The sequence below is a fragment of the Streptomyces sp. NBC_01352 genome (assembly GCF_036237295.1).
Taxonomy (GTDB): Bacteria; Actinomycetota; Actinomycetes; order Streptomycetales; family Streptomycetaceae; genus Streptomyces; species Streptomyces plumbiresistens.
Genome location: NZ_CP108354.1, coordinates 6002674 through 6020178 on the forward strand (window position 1 = coordinate 6002674; position 17505 = coordinate 6020178).

The following is a 17505-nucleotide window of genomic DNA, read 5'->3' on the forward strand; positions in this document are numbered from 1 at the left end:
CAACCTAGCCCGGCCCGGAAACAATCAAACGTTCGGGCGGCTCCGAGGGCCGTATACGGCCCCTGTACGGCCTTCGTACGGCCCTCGGACGCCGGAACACACCCGGTCAGGCGACCTTTCGATGCGCGTACTCCGCGATCTCCACCATCGGCGGCCGCTCCTCCGTGTCCACGGAGTAGGTGCGCGGCTCGAAGCCGTCCTCGCCCCGTTCGAACTGGGTGAGGGAGGGACGGATCAGGTGCCCGCGGGCCAGCCGGAGCTGGGCCGTGCGGTAGATCGCGGCGGACATGCGGCCCAGTGCCTGGCCGTCCTGGTGGCGGTGCTTGCGCACCCCGACGTCGACCTGGGCGAGCGCGTCGAGGCCCACCAGGTGCAGGGCGTCGACCAGCATGCCCAGCTCCACGCCGTAGCCCACCGGGAAGGGGAGCTGTTCCAGGAGCGAGCGGCGGGCCGCGTACTCACCGCCGAGCGGCTGTACGAAACCGGCCAGCTGCGGCCAGTGCATGTTCAGCAGCGGGCGGGCCATCAGTTCGGTGACCCGGCCGCCCTGACCGGCAGCGCCGCCGAGGGGACGGTCGTACATCCCCTTGACCAGCTGGACCCCGGGTTCGGTGAGCAGCGGCCCCACGATCCCGGAGACGAAGTCGGAGGAGAACTCCTTCAGGTCGGCGTCGATGAAGCAGATGATGTCGCCGTTGGTGGCCAGGAGCGAGCGCCAGAGCACCTCGCCCTTGCCGGGGGCGATCGGTATGCGGGGGAGTATGTCGTCGCGGTGGACGACCCGGGCCCCCGCGGCGGCTGCCACCTCGGAGGTGCGGTCGGTCGATCCCGAGTCGACGACGACGATCTCGTCGACGAGCGGGACCTGTTGCATGAGGTCGTGACGGATCACGGCGACGATGTCACCGACCGTCTCCTCCTCGTTGAGCGCGGGCAGCACGACACTGACCGACTGTCGCGTGGCGCGTTTCGCTGCCAGGATCTTGTGGAGCGGGCGATCGGTCTTAGACCAGGAGCGAGTGCTCAGCCAACGCTCGACCTCATTCAGCACGGTGCGCGGCTCCTCTGCGTTCTCTCGGCGAGCGTGTGATCCATGCCTCTTGGTGGAACATGTGATCCATCTCGCGGTTCGGACGGCTATCTCAACTGTCCTGGCCTTCGGTTACAGTCTTGAACAACGCTGATGACCATCGCATGTCGGGGTCGGCGTTCCGTTTCAACGATCAACAACTACATACCGCTCATCCAGAGGGGCAGAGGGATACGGCCCGATGAAGCCCCGGCAACCCTCCAGCCGGTCTCGTGGCGATCAGTGACGATCGTTTTTGCGAGGCTCCCCGGCTAGGGAAGGTGCCAAATCCGTCTCACGGCGAGATGCGTCGTGAGGAAGATGAGGAGAAAGGGCCTCGCCTCACATGGCTGCGCAGACTGTTGCAAGCACCACGGACACCACCGCGAACGTCCCCGCGGACTCCCCCGTCGACCTCGGCCCCGCCGCAGCGCTCAGCTGCCGCGAATGCGGCCACCGCGTGCCCCTCGGCCCGGTCTTCGCGTGCGAGGAGTGTTTCGGCCCGCTCGAGATCGCGTACGACTTCTCCGCATACGACACGGAGGAGCTCCGCAAGCAGATCGAGGCGGGACCCGCGAACATCTGGCGCTACGCGCCGCTGCTGCCCGTCCCGGCCGACGTGGCGGACAAGCCCAACATCAACCCCGGCTGGACCAAGCTAGTCAAGGCCGACAACCTCGCCCGCGAGCTGGGTGTCGACGCCGGCAAGCTCTTCGTCAAGGACGACTCCGGCAACCCGACGCACTCCTTCAAGGACCGCGTCGTCGCCCAGGCCATCGAGGCCGCCCGCGCCTTCGGCTTCACCACCCTCTCCTGCTCCTCCACGGGCAACCTGGCCGGTGCGGTGGGCGCCGCGGCGGCCCGCGCCGGCTTCCGCTCCTGCGTGTTCATCCCGCACGACCTGGAGCAGGGCAAGGTCGTCATGGCCGCGATCTACGGCGGCGAGCTCGTCGGCATCGAGGGCAACTACGACGACGTGAACCGCTTCTGCTCCGAGCTGATCGGCGACCCGGCCGGCGAGGGCTGGGGCTTCGTCAACGTCAACCTGCGGCCGTACTACGCCGAGGGCTCCAAGACCCTGGCGTACGAGATCTGCGAGCAGCTCGGCTGGCAGCTGCCGGACCAGCTGGTCGTGCCGATCGCCTCCGGCTCGCAGCTCACGAAGATCGACAAGGGTCTGAAGGAGCTGATCGAGCTCGGACTCGTCGAGGACAAGCCGTACAAGATCTTCGGTGCGCAGGCCGAGGGCTGCTCGCCGGTGTCCGTCGCCTACAAGGCCGGGCACGACGTCGTGCGGCCGCAGAAGCCGAACACCATCGCCAAGTCGCTGGCCATCGGCAACCCGGCAGACGGGCCGTACGTCCTCGACATCGCGCGGCGTACGGGCGGTGCGGTGGAGGACGTCAACGACGAGCAGGTCGTCGACGCGATCAAGCTCCTCGCGCGGACCGAGGGCATCTTCGCGGAGACCGCCGGTGGTGTGACGGTCGGCGTCGCGAAGAAGCTGATCGAGAACGGGCTGCTGGACCCGACGTTGACCACGGTCGTGCTGAACACCGGCGACGGGCTGAAGACGTTGGATGCGGTGGCGGGTACGGGGCTTACTGCGACGATTCGCCCGAACCTGGAGTCGTTCCGTGAGGCTGGTCTCGCGTAGTTGCGTTCGTCTGCGGGCCAGTGGGGGCTGGTCGCGCAGTTCCCCGCGCCCCTTCAGGGCGCTTACCTGACCGGAGGTCACATCGTGAGCGTTACCGTCCGCATCCCCACCATCCTGCGCACCTACACCGGCGGCAAGGCCGAGGTCGCCGCCGAGGGGGGCACCCTCGCCGAGGTCATCAGTGACCTGGAGAAGAACCACACCGGTATCGCCGCCCGTGTGCTCGACGACCAGGGCAAGCTGCGTCGGTTCGTCAACGTGTACGTGAACGACGACGACGTCCGCTTCGAGCAGGGACTGGAGACCGCGACCCCGGACGGTGCCGGCGTGTCCATCATTCCGGCCGTCGCCGGAGGCTGATCATTACCGTCGGTAACGTCGGTAACTGAGAGTTCAACGAATTGCCCCCTCCGTGAGAGAAGCGGAGGGGGCAATTCAATGTGGTTGAGCGCGGTACAGTTGGGGAACGCGATGCCGACCTGCGGGTCGTAAGCCCTTGAATTCAACCTTGCACCCGACAAGAAGTAGCCAAAGTGTGTGCTTCTTTCGCGGCTTTTGTGCTTTTTGTGGGGCCCGACTTGCCCTGAATTCGGGTGAATTCTCACCACATTCCGGACCGTGCGCGTCCAGAATTCTCGTCCGATTGACCTGTTGCAGACGGCAGTTGGACAGATACATTCGGCCGCGGTCGACGCGTTCCGGCGCACGCCCCCAACCATGTGGGGGGTGAGGTCTGACCCGGATCCGCGAAGTGTGGATCTGTGCAAGGGCCAGTAATAGGGGAGTTAGGCATGGCTCAGGGCACCGTCAAGTGGTTCAACGCGGAGAAGGGGTACGGCTTCATCGCGGTCGACGGTGGTGCGGATGTTTTCGTCCACTACAGCGCGATTCAGATGGACGGCTACCGCACCCTGGAGGAAGGCCAGCGGGTTGATTTCGAGATCTCGCAGGGCCAGAAAGGGCCGCAGGCGGACATGGTCCGACTGGCGACCGGCTGAAGCACGCGCCGACTGACAGCGACGTTCTTCTGTTCTTCGGAGGGCTCGTATCCCATGGGGAGTCATGGGTTACGAGCCCTTCGGCATGTCCGGCGCCGGGTCCGCGCCGCGGTGCCGACCTCCGAGAGGCGCTTGCACTCGACAGGGGCGAGTGCTAATCATTGGCGTTAGCACTCTGAAGGTGAGAGTGACAACGAGGACCGGGTCGGTGAGGCCCGCAGGCCATGTGGGGCAAGGAACCACGAGGCAGGCAGGCCGTCCGTCGCGGGCGCCAGCGCGGTCCGGAGAAATCCACCCCCTGTCCGGGAGGACCACTTCACATGGCCAAGATCATCGCGTTCGACGAGGAGGCACGGCGCGGTCTCGAGCGCGGGATGAACCAGCTCGCCGACGCCGTCAAGGTCACCCTTGGCCCCAAGGGCCGCAACGTCGTCCTCGAGAAGAAGTGGGGCGCGCCCACGATCACCAACGATGGTGTTTCCATCGCCAAGGAGATCGAGCTCGAGGACCCGTACGAGAAGATCGGCGCCGAGCTGGTCAAGGAAGTCGCCAAGAAGACGGACGACGTCGCCGGCGACGGAACGACCACGGCGACCGTGCTCGCCCAGGCGCTCGTGCGCGAGGGTCTGCGCAACGTAGCCGCCGGCGCCAACCCCATGGCCCTCAAGCGCGGTATCGAGAAGGCCGTCGAGGCCGTCTCCGGTGCCCTGCTCGAGCAGGCCAAGGACGTCGAGACCAAGGAGCAGATCGCCTCCACGGCCTCCATCTCCGCCGCCGACACCCAGATCGGCGAGCTCATCGCCGAGGCGATGGACAAGGTCGGCAAGGAAGGCGTCATCACCGTCGAGGAGTCCCAGACCTTCGGTCTCGAGCTTGAGCTCACCGAGGGTATGCGCTTCGACAAGGGCTACATCTCGGCGTACTTCGCGACCGACATGGAGCGTATGGAGGCGTCGCTCGACGACCCGTACATCCTGATCGCCAACTCCAAGATCGGTTCCGTCAAGGACCTGCTCCCGCTCCTCGAGAAGGTCATGCAGTCGGGCAAGCCGCTGCTGATCATCGCCGAGGACGTCGAGGGCGAGGCCCTGTCGACCCTGGTCGTCAACAAGATCCGTGGCACCTTCAAGTCCGTCGCCGTCAAGGCTCCGGGCTTCGGTGACCGCCGCAAGGCGATGCTGAACGACATCGCCATCCTCACCGGCGGCGAGGTCATCTCCGAGGAGGTCGGCCTCAAGCTGGAGAACACCTCGATCGACCTTCTGGGCCGTGCCCGCAAGGTCGTCATCACCAAGGACGAGACCACCATCGTCGACGGTGCCGGCTCCTCCGAGCAGGTTCAGGGCCGGGTCAACCAGATCCGCGCCGAGATCGAGAACAGCGACTCCGACTACGACCGCGAGAAGCTCCAGGAGCGCCTGGCGAAGCTCGCGGGCGGCGTGGCCGTCATCAAGGCCGGTGCCGCGACCGAGGTCGAGCTCAAGGAGCGCAAGCACCGCATCGAGGACGCCGTTCGCAACGCGAAGGCGGCCGTCGAGGAGGGCATCGTCGCCGGTGGTGGCGTGGCCCTGCTCCAGGCCTCCTCGGTCTTCGAGAAGCTGGACCTCGAAGGTGACGAGGCGACCGGCGCCAACGCCGTGAAGCTCGCCCTGGAGGCCCCGCTCAAGCAGATCGCCGTCAACGGTGGTCTCGAGGGTGGCGTCATCGTCGAGAAGGTGCGCAACCTGCCCGTCGGTCACGGCCTGAACGCCGCGACCGGTGAGTACGTCGACATGATCGCCGAAGGCATCATCGACCCGGCGAAGGTGACGCGCTCTGCCCTGCAGAACGCCGCCTCCATCGCCGCGCTGTTCCTCACCACCGAGGCCGTCATCGCCGACAAGCCGGAGAAGGCGGGCGCTGCCCCGGCCGGCGGCGGCATGCCGGGCGGTGACATGGACTTCTGATCCTTCCGAGGATCGCGAGTTCATCGCAGTACGACAGTTCACGCTGTACGACGCCGAGGGCGGTACCCCCTGGAGACAGGAGGTACCGCCCTCGGGCGTGTCCGGGATCACAGCACAGGTGGAATGCCGTGGGGCGGTGGGTCGGTTGGGACCTGAGTACCGTACATGCGTATGCACATACCGCCTGGTCAATTGGAGCTCCCCACGTGACTGCCCCCACCGCCGAGTCCACCTCCCGCGCGGCCCGCATCCTCTCCCGGCCGACCGCGATCAACGGCCTCACCGTCCCGAACCGCATCGCGATGGCGCCCATGACCCGCGCCTTCTCCCCGGGCGGCATCCCGGGCGCGGACGTGGCGTCGTACTACGCGCGCCGCGCCGCCGCGGGCGTCGGCCTGATCGTCACCGAGGGCACCTACGTCGGACACGAGTCGGCGGGCCAGAGCGACAGCATCCCGCGCTTCCACGGCGAGGAGCAGCTCGCGGGCTGGGCGAAGGTCGCGACCGAGGTGCACGCGGCGGGCGGCACCATCGTGCCGCAGCTGTGGCACATCGGCATGGTGCGCGAGCAGGGCCAGCCGCCCTACGCCGACGCCCCCGCCGTCGGCCCCTCCGGCCTGCGCCTCGGCGCCGACGAGCCCACCGGCAAGGCGATGACCCAGCGGGACCTGGACGACGTCATCGGCGCGTTCGCCGAGGCCGCCGCGGCCGCCGAGCGCATCGGCTTCGACGGCGTGGAGATCCACGGCGCCCACGGCTACCTCGTCGACCAGTTCCTGTGGTCCGGCACCAACCGCCGTACCGACGCCTACGGCGGCGACCCGGTGGCCCGCGCCAGGTTCGCCGAGGAGCTCGTGGCGGCGGTCCGCGAGACCGTCTCGGCCGACTTCCCGGTCATCTTCCGCTACTCCCAGTGGAAGCAGGAGGCCTACCGCGCCCGCCTCGCCGAGACCCCCGAGGAGCTGGAGTCGATCCTCGCCCCGCTCGCCGCGGCCGGCGTCGACGCCTTCCACGCCTCCACCCGCCGCTACTGGCTCCCCGAGTTCGACGGCTCGGACCTCAACCTGGCCGGCTGGACCAAGAAGCTCACCGGCAAGCCCGTCATCACCGTCGGCTCGGTCGGCCTCGACGGCGACTTCCTCAAGGGCTTCCAGGGCGAGGGCGCCCCGGTCAAGGGCATCGACGACCTGCTCGACCGCCTGGAGGCCGAGGAGTTCGACCTGATCGCCGTGGGCCGCGCGCTGCTCCAGGACCCGGAGTGGGCGGCGAAGGTCCTCGCCGACCGCTTCGACGAGCTGAAGCCGTACGACGCGGCGGCGCTGAAGACCCTGAGCTGATCTCCGAGTCCCTCTAGTGTTCGAGAGATGCGGATACTGCATCTCTCGGACACCCATCTGGAACGCACCGACGCCCCCAACAAGCACGGCGTCAACGCCACCGAGTCCCTGCGCCTGATGCTCGCCGAACTCCGGCACCAACGGGGCGTGGACGCGGTCGTCGTCACCGGAGACCTCGCCAACGACGGGGCGGTGGAGGCGTATACGGCCCTGAAGGAACTGGTGGGGGAGTTCGCCCGAGGTCTCGGCGCGCCGGTGTTCTACACGACCGGCAACCATGACGAGCGGGTGGCCTTCGGCACGGTGCTGGGCAGCGGGCACCCGGAGCCCGAGTCCGTCCTGGAGTCCGACTCGGTCCCGGAGCCCGAGGTGTCGGAGCGGGCGGCCATGAGCACGGTCGGCGGGTGGCGTTTCATCACGCTGGACTCGCTGGTGCCGGGGAAGGTGCACGGCCATCTGAGCCGCGCCCAACTGAACTGGCTGCGGGCGTTGTTGAGGAGGCCCGCGCCTCAGGGCACGATCCTCGCCTTCCACCATCCGCCGATCACGCTGGACGTCGAGACGCAGCGCGTCTTCGGCCTGCGCAACCCGGAAGAGCTGGCCGCGGTCATCCAGGGCACCGACGTCCGGGTCGTCCTCACCGGCCACTTCCACCTCCAGCTCTTCGGCTTCCTGGCGTCCGTGCCGGTCTGGGTCACCCCGGGAGTCGTCAACCGCATCGACCTCACGACCGCGCCCGGGACGGAACGGGCCGTACGCGGTGCCTCGGCCTCCCTCGTGGAGCTGGGCGGAGCGACCGGCCCGCTGTTCCACACCTTCCACGCACGCGACCCGCAGGCGCACGAGACGGTGTACGAGCTGGGGGAGGAGCGCGTGCGATCGCTTGTTCGGGATCATGGTTAAGGGCAATCATTCTCGCAGGCAACGATCAGCGAGGAGCGCGCCGACGATGACGACGACCGAGCCCCGAGACCCCACGACCGACTCCGCCCCGCCTGTGGTCCGTACCGAAGGCGGGGTGGTGCGCGGGAGGCGGGAGGACGGGCTGACCGTCTTCCGCGGTATCCCGTTCGCCGCGCCGCCGGTCGGGGAGGCACGCTTCCAGGCGCCCCGCCCGGCCCCGGCGTGGGAAGGCATACGCGACGCGTACGCCTTCGGCCCGCCGCCCCCGCAGGAGGCGGCCTTCCTGGGCCGCGGCGCCGAGGGCCTGGACGTCCCCCTGGGCGACGACTGGCTGACGGTCAACGTCTGGACGCCCGACCCGGACCCGGCCGCCCACCGCCCGGTCATGGTGTGGCTGTACGGCGGCGCCTACAAGCTCGGCCACGCCGGCAGCCCCGGCTACGACGCCCGGCACATCGCGCACGACGGTGACGTGGTGGTCGTCTCCCTGAACTACCGCGTCGGCATCGAGGGCTTTGCCCGCATCGAGGGTGCCCCCGCCAACCGCGGCCTGCTCGACCAGGTCGCCGCGCTCCAGTGGGTACGGGACAACATCACGGCGTTCGGCGGCGACCCCGGCCAGGTGACCGTCTTCGGCGAGTCGGCCGGCGCCGGATCGGTGGCAGCCCTGCTGGCCATGCCGAGCGCGACCGGCCTGTTCCGGCGGGCCATCGCCCAGAGCGTGCCCGGCACGTACTTCTCCGACGCCCTGGCCCGTGACATCGCGACGGCGATCGCGGGGGAGGCGGGGCTGCGGCCGACGGTCGCGGACCTGTCGAGCGTGGACCCGCGCACACTCCCCGCCGCGGGCGAGGCGCTGGGCGGGAAAATGATGCAGTACCTGGACAGGTGGGGCCGGGCCGCCCCGACGCTCACCCCCTTCTCTCCCGTGGTCGACGGCGAGGTCCTGCCGGTCACGCCCTGGCAGGCGCTGGCGGCCGGGGCGGGCCGGGACGTGGAGCTGGTCGTCGGCCACAACCGGGACGAGTTCCGGCTGTTCCTGGCGATGGGCGGGCAGCTGGGGAACATCACGGAGGAGCAGGCGCGGTGGGCACTGCGGCTGTTCGCGCCGGGGGAGACGGGGGAGGTCGGTGAGGACGGTTACCGTGCGGCCTTCCCGGACGCCTCGCCGGGTGAACTGTTCGAACGCGTCCAGACCGACTGGCTCTTCGGCATGCCCAGCCACCACCTGGCCGAGGCCCAGCTCGCGGGCGGCGGCCGCGCCCACGTCTACGAACTGACCTGGACGGCGCCGGGCGGCGGAGGCGCGCTGGGTGCCTGCCACGCGCTGGACATCCCGCTGCTCTTCGGTACGTTCGCCGCCGACCTCGGCATCATGCTGTTCCCCGGCGGAGAGGTCCCGCCGGAGGGGCGGGCGCTGTCGTCCCGCTTCCGGGAGTCCTGGACGGCGTTCGCGAGGACGGGCGACCCGGGCTGGCCGGCGTACGACACGCAGCGGCGGCTGGTGCAGGTCATGGACGCCGAGCCGCAGGTCAGGGCGTATCCGGAGGAGGCGTCGAGGCGGCTGTGGGAGGGGTACGAGTTCGCGCCGATGCCACTGTTGACGTAAGCGTGCCTTACAGGTTCCCGAGCGGCTCGATATCGACGTGGACCGGGGTGCCCCACACCCGCAGCACCTCGTAGTCCGTGAACTCGTGCACGAGCCGGTAGGCCATGGCGGCCCTCGGCCCGCGCCGCTGGGCGGCGAGATAGAGCTCGGCCTCGTGCCGGTCCCGGCGCGGGGTCCCGCACAACTGCCACGCCTGTCCGTTCCACAGCTCCGGCAGCCACCGCTGCTGGGGCTGCGGCCGGTCCTCGCGTACGCCGTACCGCGAGGGCGTGGGATCGGTGGGGTGCGGTTGCGCGGAGGGCCCGTTGTACTCCGAGCGGCGGGCCGCGCGGCGCCGGGTCTCGCAGAGCAGGCAGAGATCGTGGGCGTTCTCGTCGACGGGCCCGTTGGGGTGCTCGGGGCATCGTGTGGAGGGCGCGGCCCCGGTGACGCTGTCCTGCAGCAGATCCAGGGCCCGCTTGAGATCGGCCTTGACCTCATGGAGCCGGGTGTCCGGGGTGTCCCCGGTGAGGGCCTCGCCGTGCTCCCCGAGGAGACGGAGGGCGCGGCCCAGGGCGGTGAGCTGGGCGTGGTTCATCAGTCCGCGTAGTCCTTGAGTTTTTCGGTGTCGAGGGTGATGTCGACGGGGGAGGGCAGCTGGACCGTGTCTCCCCAAGGGTAGGAGACGGACTGGTGGTAGCGACCGTCCTTCGGCTCGCTGAAGACCGTGAGGGTGTTGTTGTCGCGGTCGACGAGGAGGTAGACGGGGATGTCGGCTTCCGCGTAGCCGATGGGCTTGTCGATGCGGTCGCGCTTGTTGGTGTCGCGGTCGTGGGAGGTGATTTCAAGAGCCAGGAGAATGCCATCGGTCTCGGACCACTCGCCGTGGCCTCGGAAGTGGTCCACCGGTGCGAGAGCGGCGTCCGTGCGGGCGCGTCCTTTGCGGTAGGCCTCAGCCTTGACGCCGGATTCCGGTACGAGGTCCAGATCGGGCCGCTGGAGCAGGAACTGGCGCACCAGCCAGACATGGATCGAGCGGTGGTTGCCGTCCGGCATCGCCTTGACCTCTAGTTTTCCGTTGACGTACTCAAGCCGGACGGTCTCCGGCGCCCGGCGCTCCAGTTCCTCGAAGTCCTCGACACTGAGGGGGTCCTTCGTGCGGACCCGCCCGTCGACGAACTCCAGCCGCACGTGCTCCGGGGCCACACTGGCCAGTTCCTCGAAGTCCTCGATGGGCATCTGCGGGCGTTCAGCGGTACCAGGGGTCATGGTGTTGCCTCCTCCCCTCCATCCTGCCCGGGCGTGGTGTCGGCGGACCGTAGGAGCCGTCATGTGGGTGCCTTCTCTCGGCGTCGTTGGGACATCGCGGTGCGGATCTCGGCCGCGCGGGCGTGGATCGCGGGTGCCGGCAGGGGCGTACTGGGTTGAGCAGGAGCGCGTTCGCCCCGGCACGCGCCGCAGATGCCGCCGGGCAGGGCCTCCGGGCGGCCCGGTACTCCGCACTTGGCGCACTCCAGGACGCGGAGGGGGCGTGGGGTGGGCCTCTCCGGCGGGAGCTTGGTGGTGAGACGGTTGTGGATCAGGTCAGCCGGGTGATGGACCGGGGTGGGCAGGCCGTTGGTCAGGGCTCGGGTTACGTCCGCGTCAGTGGCGCCTCGGGCGTACCAGTCGGTGACGAGAGGCGCGAGGCGGGCGAAGTCGGTCGCGGTGCGGGGGCGTTGGTCGGGGGCGTAGCGTTTTCCGTAACCCGGACTGGCCATCGGGTGGGAGAGAGCGTGCGCGGGCTGGGAGAGCGTGCGCTGGGCGTCAGCCATGGGATCGAACTGTTCCTTCGATCTCGTAGGTCAAGCCGTTGCCGAGACCGTAGTCAGGTCTCAGCATTCCGGACGTTTCCGCTCGGAAGGTCCGTCTCGTCACCAGAGCGTGAGGGCTTCGGCTTGAGTACGGTCTCTCGCTTCCGTCTGCCGCTGGTGCGGCAGGGTTGCGCCACCTGCCCGCCCCGCCTCCGCCTTGCGGCGGGGGCGGGTGGTGCGGGTCTTCTGGTCGGCTCCACGAGGCTTCGACACCGCTTGGGCGTCCTGGTCTCCGGCCACTCCGGTACCAGTTGTTGCGGCTGCCGCGAGCGCGGCGAGGTTGAGTGCGGCGTTGTCGTCCCGGTCGATGACCAGACCGCAGGCGTCGCACTGGTAGGTCCTCACATGCAGCGGCAGTTTGGCTTTCACCGCGCCGCACCCGGAACAGGTCTTCGAGGAGGGGTACCAGCGGTCCGCCGCGATGGTGCGGGTGGCGTGGCGCTGGCGGGTCTTGTAGGTGAGCTGGCGGCGGATCTCCCCGAAGCCGGCGTCGGCGATCCTTCGCGCGAGACGCCCGTTGCGGAGCATCCCGGCGACGTTGAGGTCTTCGACCACGACCGTGCCGTACTCGGCCGCCACGGCGGTGGTGAGCTTGTGCAGGGCGTCCGCGCGGAGGTTGGCCACCCGGTGATGCACCTTGTTGCGGGCGGCGTTGGCCTTCTCCCACCGCTTCGACGGCTTCTGCCCGGTCCGCCGGTCGGGGCCGCGTCGTCGGGAGACGACGCGGGAGGCGCGGCGCAGCTGCTTGCGTGCCCGGTTGTAGTGCCCGGGATTCGCGATGGTGCGGATCTCGCCGGTGCTGTCGGCCATGACCGCGAGGGTCTTCACCCCCAGGTCGATCCCGACCGCCACGTCCGGCCGCGCCACGCGTTCGAGGTCCCGCTTGATCTCGGCCTGGAACGAGACGAACCAGCGTCCGCGCTCGTGCCGCACGGTCGCGGACAGGATCCGGGCCGTCCCGGCCTGGACACGGGCGAGGAGCTTCGCCGTGGGCTCGTGGGTGCGGATCGTGCCCAGCCGGGGCAGGGTGACGTGACGGCCGTCAGCGTCCACGCGGATCACGCCGGTGGTGAACCGGCAGGCAAGGCGCGCCTTGCGCTTCGACTTGAACCGCGGCGCACCCATCCGCTTGCCGCGCCGCTTGCCGTTCTTGGACTTCGCGTAGTTGTCGAACGCGGCCGACGCGTTCGCCAGGCCGGTGGAGTACGCCTCCTTGGAGTTCTCCTGCCACCAGGCGGCGAACCTCGGATCGGTGTGCTTGGCCTCGTTGAACGCCTTCCGCAGCGCGGGCAGCGACCACGGCCGCCACTTGGTCAGCCCGGCCTCGCCGATGCCGTAGGACTCCTCCGCGCGGCGCTGCCACCAGGAGGCGGTCACCCAGCCGACGGCCCAGTTGTAGGCGGCACGCGCCGCGCCGCAGTGCGAGCGCAGGGCATGCTCCTGGGTGGCGTTCGGGTCCACTGCGAAGCGGTACGCCTGCACCACGAACCCGGACTGCGGCCGGAACTTCTTCACTCGGCGGCCTCGCCGGTCGCTACGGCCACCGCGCGGGCGGCCCGGTTCTTCGCTGCCCGCCGCCCGTACAGGCGGGCGCACATGGAGGTGAGCACCTCGGTGATGTCGCCTACCAGGTCATCGGCGGTCTCGGTGGGGTCGAGGACGATCAGGCGCCGCCCGGACGCCGACAGCGCGGCCTCCAGGTGCTCGACGCCGAACCGGGCCAGCCGGTCGCGGTGCTCGACCACGATCACCGCCGTCTGCGGGTCGGACAGCAGCCGGTGCAGCTTGCGGCGCCGCCCGTTCAACCCGGATCCCACCTCGGTGACCACCTCAGCGACGGCCAGGCCCAGGCCGTTCGCGCCGGACACGACCCGGGCGGCCTGCCGCTCAAGATCGGCTTTCTGCTCAACGGACGACACGCGGCAGTACGCCACCACACGCCCGGACGGCTGGACGGCGACCTCGTCGACCAACCACGTCCCGGACGGCGCCTGGTGAACGGGGACGGGCATCTTCCCGTCCTTCACCCACCGCCAGGCGGTCTGGTAGCTCACGCCCTGCTGACGGGCCCACTCCGAAAGCTTCACGAGAGCAAGTTACGTGAGACACACGACTAGGGATGACTATGAATGACTAGAAAATCTGTAGCAGCTTTCACACACGCGGGGTGGGAGGGCGGGTTGGGGCCCTCCACCCATTCCTCAGAAAGAGGGCTCGGAGCTGGAGGCTTGAGCTTCGGGACTCGTCAGCCCATGCTCTTCGCGCCGTCCAGGGACTCGCGGATGATGTCGGCGTGGCCCGCGTGCTGGGCGGTCTCGGCGGCGATGTGCAGCAGCACCCTGCGGGCCGACCAACGCGCGCCGGGCTTGTTCCACGGCGCCTCGGGCAGCGGGTGCGTGGCGTTCAGGTCGGGCAGGGTCGTGACGATCTCGTCGGTCCGGCGGGCCGTCTCCTCGTACTCGGCCAGCACGCCGGCCAGCGTCTCGCCGGGCAACATCCGGAACTCGTCGGCCCGCCGGGCGAAGTCGGCCTCGGTCATGGCGGTGAAGTCGGGCATGGCCGACGGTCCGTTGAGGATGAACTCCGCCCAGTGCCGCTCCACCGACGTGACGTGTTTGATCAGGCCGCCCAGGCACAGCGCGCTGGCGGTGGTCCGCCGCCCGGCCTGCTCGTCGGTGAGGTCGCGGGTCGTGAAGCGCAGGAAGTGCCGGCCGTGGGCCAGCGCTTCCAGCAGGTCGGTGCGCTCGTCGGTGGTGATGGCGTGTGTGGTGTCGGTCATGGGGGCACGCTAGGAGCGATAGAGGTCAGATCCTGACCTCTACGACCGCCTCGACGAATGCCGACCAGGTCTGCGCCCGGAACACGAGCTTCGGGCCGTGGGGGTGCTTGGAGTCACGGACGGGGACGAGGGCGGGGTGGCCGTCGGCTACTTCGAGGCAGTTGTCGCCGGTCCCGCCGCTGTACGTCGACTTGCGCCAGGTCTTAGGGGTGTTCCTCATGGGCGTAATCCTGCGCCATCGACTCGATCAGAGCCAGAGACTTCCCGGGCGAGAGAGCCGAGGCCGCGAGGAATTCGTAGTAGAGCCTGTAGCGCGCGACGGTAGCGGGGTCGTCCTCCAGGCGCCCGGTGTCGACTCCTTCGAGGTAGACCAGCGGTGGCGCGTCGTCGAAGTCCATCAGCTTGACGCAGCCCTGCATCCCCGGGTGGGCTCCTGCGTCGAACGTCAGCACCTGCACGATGGCGCGGTTCCGGCGGGCGAGGGCGAGGATGTGATGTAAGGCCTCCGCCATCACTTCAGGCCCGCCCGTCACCCTACGCAACGCCGCTTCGTCAATCACCGCCCACAACATGGGCTTTGTTGGATCGTCGAGAAGACGGGTCCGCTCCATCCGGCCTGTTACCAGCGCATCGATCGCTTCCTGCGTCGCCGTCGGCTGGTAGGCATGGCTGACGGCTTCGGCGTAGGCCGGCGTCTGGAGCAGGCCCGGGATCAGCATCGAGGCGTACTCCCTGATCGCCGTAGCGCGTGTCTCCGCCTCCGCCGCATCCGCGAAGTGCTCCCGGTACTTCGACTTGGCCGACGCGCCGCAGTTCCGTAGGAAGAAGTCCTCCGTCCCCAGCACCTCGTCCAGCAGCCGCGCGTACTCCGGCTGCATGCGCCGCGTTCCCGCTTCCAACTGGCCGACGAACGAACCGCTCACGAACAGCCGTTGGCCCACCTCCTCCTGGCTCAGGCCGGCCTTCTCTCTTGCATGGCGGAGTTCGGCGCCGAGCAGGGCGCGAGGTGAGGAGGAGGGGTCGAGGTCCTTCGGTCCTGGCATGTCTGGCGACTCCCTGTCCCACAGCAGAGGTTGTTGGAGCATCCGGTATGGCCAGGTTAGAAGGGTGGCGGCCACGCTGTGTTGCGAACCGGAAACTCAGCGTGGAGGTAGCGAGATGGCCGTGCGGTCGACCGAAGAAGTCGTGGAGTTGGTGCGGGAGGCCCTCGCCGGCGTCGGCATCATCCTGCCGTCCCTACGCGTCGACCCGGTGACCGGCGCCAGCGACGAGCCGTTCGCCCTCGTCGAGCTAGGGCGCTGCAACGTCCGTACCGCCGAGCGCCTGGCCTCCGTCCTGCGTGGGGAGCGGCCAGCGATCGGCACGCATGTCGTGGACGTGCGGGACGGGCGGCTCGGGGAGGTCATGGGGCACGTGGGTGGCAGAGTGCAGCTCCGGCCCGTCGCCGGAGGGCGCGAGTGGGACTGTCCGCCGGAGTCGACGGGACCCGCGCCGCAGGAGGAGGTGCTGCGGGCGCGGGTGCGCAGGGTCAACGCGGAGGGGAGGCTGCCCTGTTGAGGCGGTCGTACTGGTCCCGGGTCAGCCGGATGTCCGCCGCCGCCACGTTCTCCTCCAGGTGACCGATGCTCGCCGTCCCCGGAATCGGCACCGTCACCGGCGAGTGGGCGAGCAGCCAGGCCAGGGCGACCTGGGTCGGGGTCGCCTCCAGCTCCGATGCGACCGCCGTGATCTCGGGGTCCTTTTCCGCCGCGCCCGGCGCCACGGGCCGCCACGGCAGGAAGGCGATGTCCGCCGCCTCGCACGCCCTGAGTACCGGCTCGTACTCGCGGTCGAGCACGTTGTAGCGGTTCTGGACGCTCGCGATGTCGACGATCGTGCGGGCCTCGGCCAGCTGCGCGACCGTCACCTCGGACAGGCCGATCCGGCCGATCTTGCCTTCAGAGCGGAGGTCGCCCAGCGCGCCCAGCTGGTCGGCGAGCGGGGTGTCCGGGTCGATGCGGTGGAGTTGGAGGAGTTCGATGCGGTCGGTGCGCCGGCGGCGCAGGGCTTCGTCCACCTGGGTGCGGAGGGAGGCCGGGCGGGCGTCGTAGGACCAGTCGCCCGACTCGGTTCGTACGACGCCGACCTTGGTGGTGACGAGGAGGTCGGCGGGGTAGGGGTGCAGGGCCTCGGCGACGAGCTCCTCGTTGGCTCCCCAGCCGTACAGGTGTGCCGTGTCGATGAGGGTGACGCCCAGTTCGACCGCCCGCCGGAGCAGGGCGACGGACGCGGCGCGGTCGTCCGCCGGTTCGGTCGGCAGCCGCATCGCGCCGAATCCGAGCCGCCGTACCTCCAGGTCTCCGCCGATACGGAACGTGGTCGTGGGCTGCATTTCGGTTCCTCCCCCTGGTCGAACGCCCACGCTAACAAGACCAGTTGGTGTATCAGCCGGACGCCGCCAACGCCGCCCGCAGATGCCCGTCCGACTCCTCCAGGAGGCGGGCAGCCGTCGGGCCGTCGACGTCGGCCAGGATCGTCAGGATGGCGTGCTTCACCTCGCCGTCGGTGGCGGCCAGGGCCCGCTCGATCTCCTCGTCCGCCGCGCCGGTGGCGATCGCGACGATGCGGCGGGAGCGGGCGCGCAGCTTCTCGTTCGAGGCGCGTACGTCGACCATGAGGTTTCCGTAGGTCTTGCCGAGGCGGATCATCGTGATCGTCGACAGCATGTTGAGGACGAGCTTCTGGGCCGTGCCCGCCTTGAGGCGGGTGGAGCCGGTGAGGAGCTCGGGGCCGACGACGATCTCGATGCCGTGCTCGGCGGCCGCCGCGAGTGCGCTGTCCGCGTTGCAGGCCAGGCCGATGGTCAACGCGCCCTGCGCACGGGCGTGTTCGACCGCGCCGATCGCGTACGGGGTACGGCCGGAGGCGGAGACGCCGACCACCGTGTCGGCCGGGGTCAGCGCGAGGGCGTCGAGGTCGGCGCGGGCCAGTTCCGCCGAGTCCTCGGCCCCCTCGACCGAGGTGACCATGGCTTCCCGGCCGCCCGCGATGAGGCCCACGACCTGGGACGGGTCGGTGTTGAAGGTCGGCGGACACTCGGACGCGTCCAGCACGCCGAGCCGTCCGGCGGTCCCGGCGCCGGCGTAGATCAGCCTGCCGCCGCGGCTCATCCGCTCGGCGACGGCGTCGATCGCGGCGGCGATCTGAGGAAGCCGCCGGGTGACCGCGTCCGGCACGGAGGCGTCCTCGACGTTCATGAGGCGGGCGATGTCGAGGGTGGGCAGCCGGTCGATGTCGGCGAGTTCGGGTCGGAAGGCCTCGGTGGTGAGGGATTCCAACTGGGCCTGGAGATCACCGGGTTTGGAGGTCGAGGTCATGGTGAGAGTCGGCTCTTTC

Annotated in this window: 19 protein-coding genes and 1 riboswitch; of the genes, 8 read left to right on the top strand and 11 right to left on the bottom strand. The window is 69.4% G+C overall.

Going from position 1 to position 17505, the window contains the following annotated elements; genetic code table 11:
* Positions 1–106 precede the first annotated feature (106 nt).
* Complete coding sequence (locus OG252_RS28030) at positions 107–1051, bottom strand: glucosyl-3-phosphoglycerate synthase (protein ID WP_266437589.1); 945 nt, start codon at positions 1049–1051, stop codon at positions 107–109.
* Positions 1052–1238: 187 nt separating this feature from the next.
* Positions 1239–1397, top strand: a riboswitch (SAM riboswitch).
* An 18-nt stretch (positions 1398–1415) separates the two neighbouring features.
* Between OG252_RS28030 and thrC the strand changes: the two genes are divergently transcribed.
* The 7 genes from thrC (at position 1416) to OG252_RS28065 (ending at position 9519) form a co-directional block, all read left to right on the top strand.
* Positions 1416–2726, top strand: coding sequence for a threonine synthase (gene thrC / locus OG252_RS28035; RefSeq protein WP_329339543.1), 1311 nt, complete (start codon positions 1416–1418; stop codon positions 2724–2726).
* 84 nt (positions 2727–2810) lie between these two features.
* A complete protein-coding gene (locus tag OG252_RS28040) occupies positions 2811–3086 on the top strand; it encodes a MoaD/ThiS family protein (RefSeq protein WP_266437594.1) in 276 nt (91 codons plus the stop codon).
* Positions 3087–3517: 431 nt separating this feature from the next.
* On the top strand, positions 3518–3724 hold the full coding sequence (locus tag OG252_RS28045) for a cold-shock protein (RefSeq protein ID WP_007493268.1): 207 nt from the start codon (positions 3518–3520) through the stop codon (positions 3722–3724).
* A gap of 320 nt (positions 3725–4044) precedes the next feature.
* Entirely contained in the window at positions 4045–5670 is a 1626-nt protein-coding gene (gene groL / locus OG252_RS28050) for a chaperonin GroEL (protein WP_266437596.1), read from the top strand.
* A gap of 206 nt (positions 5671–5876) precedes the next feature.
* A complete protein-coding gene (locus OG252_RS28055; protein WP_266437599.1) occupies positions 5877–7007 on the top strand; it encodes an NADH:flavin oxidoreductase in 1131 nt (376 codons plus the stop codon).
* A 27-nt stretch (positions 7008–7034) separates the two neighbouring features.
* Positions 7035–7910: a metallophosphoesterase family protein gene (locus tag OG252_RS28060; protein WP_329339547.1), complete on the top strand. Its 876-nt coding sequence runs from the start codon at positions 7035–7037 to the stop codon at positions 7908–7910.
* 46 nt (positions 7911–7956) lie between these two features.
* Positions 7957–9519, top strand: a complete 1563-nt coding sequence (locus OG252_RS28065; RefSeq protein WP_329339549.1) for a carboxylesterase/lipase family protein — start codon at positions 7957–7959, stop codon at positions 9517–9519.
* A 7-nt stretch (positions 9520–9526) separates the two neighbouring features.
* Here OG252_RS28065 and OG252_RS28070 read toward each other — a convergent pair whose 3' ends face one another.
* The 8 genes from OG252_RS28070 to OG252_RS28105 all read right to left on the bottom strand — a co-directional run bounded on the left by OG252_RS28070 (position 9527) and on the right by OG252_RS28105 (position 15173).
* Positions 9527–10096: a hypothetical protein gene (locus OG252_RS28070; RefSeq protein ID WP_266437606.1), complete on the bottom strand. Its 570-nt coding sequence runs from the start codon at positions 10094–10096 to the stop codon at positions 9527–9529.
* On the bottom strand, positions 10096–10767 hold the full coding sequence (locus OG252_RS28075) for a Uma2 family endonuclease (protein WP_329339551.1): 672 nt from the start codon (positions 10765–10767) through the stop codon (positions 10096–10098). The genes OG252_RS28070 and OG252_RS28075 overlap by 1 nt, the downstream gene beginning before the upstream one ends.
* Before the next feature lie 59 nt (positions 10768–10826).
* Positions 10827–11312, bottom strand: coding sequence for a hypothetical protein (locus OG252_RS28080; RefSeq protein WP_323186026.1), 486 nt, complete (start codon positions 11310–11312; stop codon positions 10827–10829).
* 99 nt (positions 11313–11411) lie between these two features.
* A complete protein-coding gene (gene tnpB / locus OG252_RS28085) occupies positions 11412–12866 on the bottom strand; it encodes an IS607 family element RNA-guided endonuclease TnpB (protein ID WP_329339554.1) in 1455 nt (484 codons plus the stop codon).
* Positions 12863–13438 (bottom strand): IS607 family transposase, encoded by a 576-nt coding sequence (locus tag OG252_RS28090; RefSeq protein WP_266437612.1) that lies wholly within the window; start codon positions 13436–13438, stop codon positions 12863–12865. Before OG252_RS28090 ends, tnpB begins: the two co-directional genes overlap by 4 nt.
* Positions 13439–13596: 158 nt before the next feature.
* Entirely contained in the window at positions 13597–14130 is a 534-nt protein-coding gene (locus tag OG252_RS28095) for a DinB family protein (RefSeq protein ID WP_329339556.1), read from the bottom strand.
* A gap of 25 nt (positions 14131–14155) precedes the next feature.
* A complete protein-coding gene (locus OG252_RS28100) occupies positions 14156–14350 on the bottom strand; it encodes a DUF397 domain-containing protein (protein WP_329339558.1) in 195 nt (64 codons plus the stop codon).
* Positions 14334–15173, bottom strand: a complete 840-nt coding sequence (locus OG252_RS28105) for a helix-turn-helix domain-containing protein (protein WP_329339560.1) — start codon at positions 15171–15173, stop codon at positions 14334–14336. The genes OG252_RS28100 and OG252_RS28105 overlap by 17 nt, the downstream gene beginning before the upstream one ends.
* A 121-nt stretch (positions 15174–15294) precedes the next feature.
* On the opposite strand from OG252_RS28105, the gene OG252_RS28110 reads away from it, so the two are divergent.
* On the top strand, positions 15295–15687 hold the full coding sequence (locus OG252_RS28110; RefSeq protein WP_329345209.1) for a hypothetical protein: 393 nt from the start codon (positions 15295–15297) through the stop codon (positions 15685–15687).
* Here the strand turns inward: OG252_RS28110 and OG252_RS28115 are convergent.
* Together OG252_RS28115 and murQ are read right to left on the bottom strand one after the other, a co-directional pair.
* Positions 15659–16501 carry an aldo/keto reductase gene (locus tag OG252_RS28115; RefSeq protein ID WP_266437626.1) on the bottom strand — a complete coding sequence of 281 codons (843 nt, stop codon included), beginning with the start codon at positions 16499–16501 and terminating at the stop codon, positions 15659–15661. The genes OG252_RS28110 and OG252_RS28115 overlap by 29 nt on opposite strands.
* Positions 16502–16553: 52 nt before the next feature.
* Positions 16554–17486, bottom strand: coding sequence for an N-acetylmuramic acid 6-phosphate etherase (gene murQ, locus OG252_RS28120; protein WP_329339564.1), 933 nt, complete (start codon positions 17484–17486; stop codon positions 16554–16556).
* Between the last annotated feature and the right edge of the window lie 19 nt (positions 17487–17505).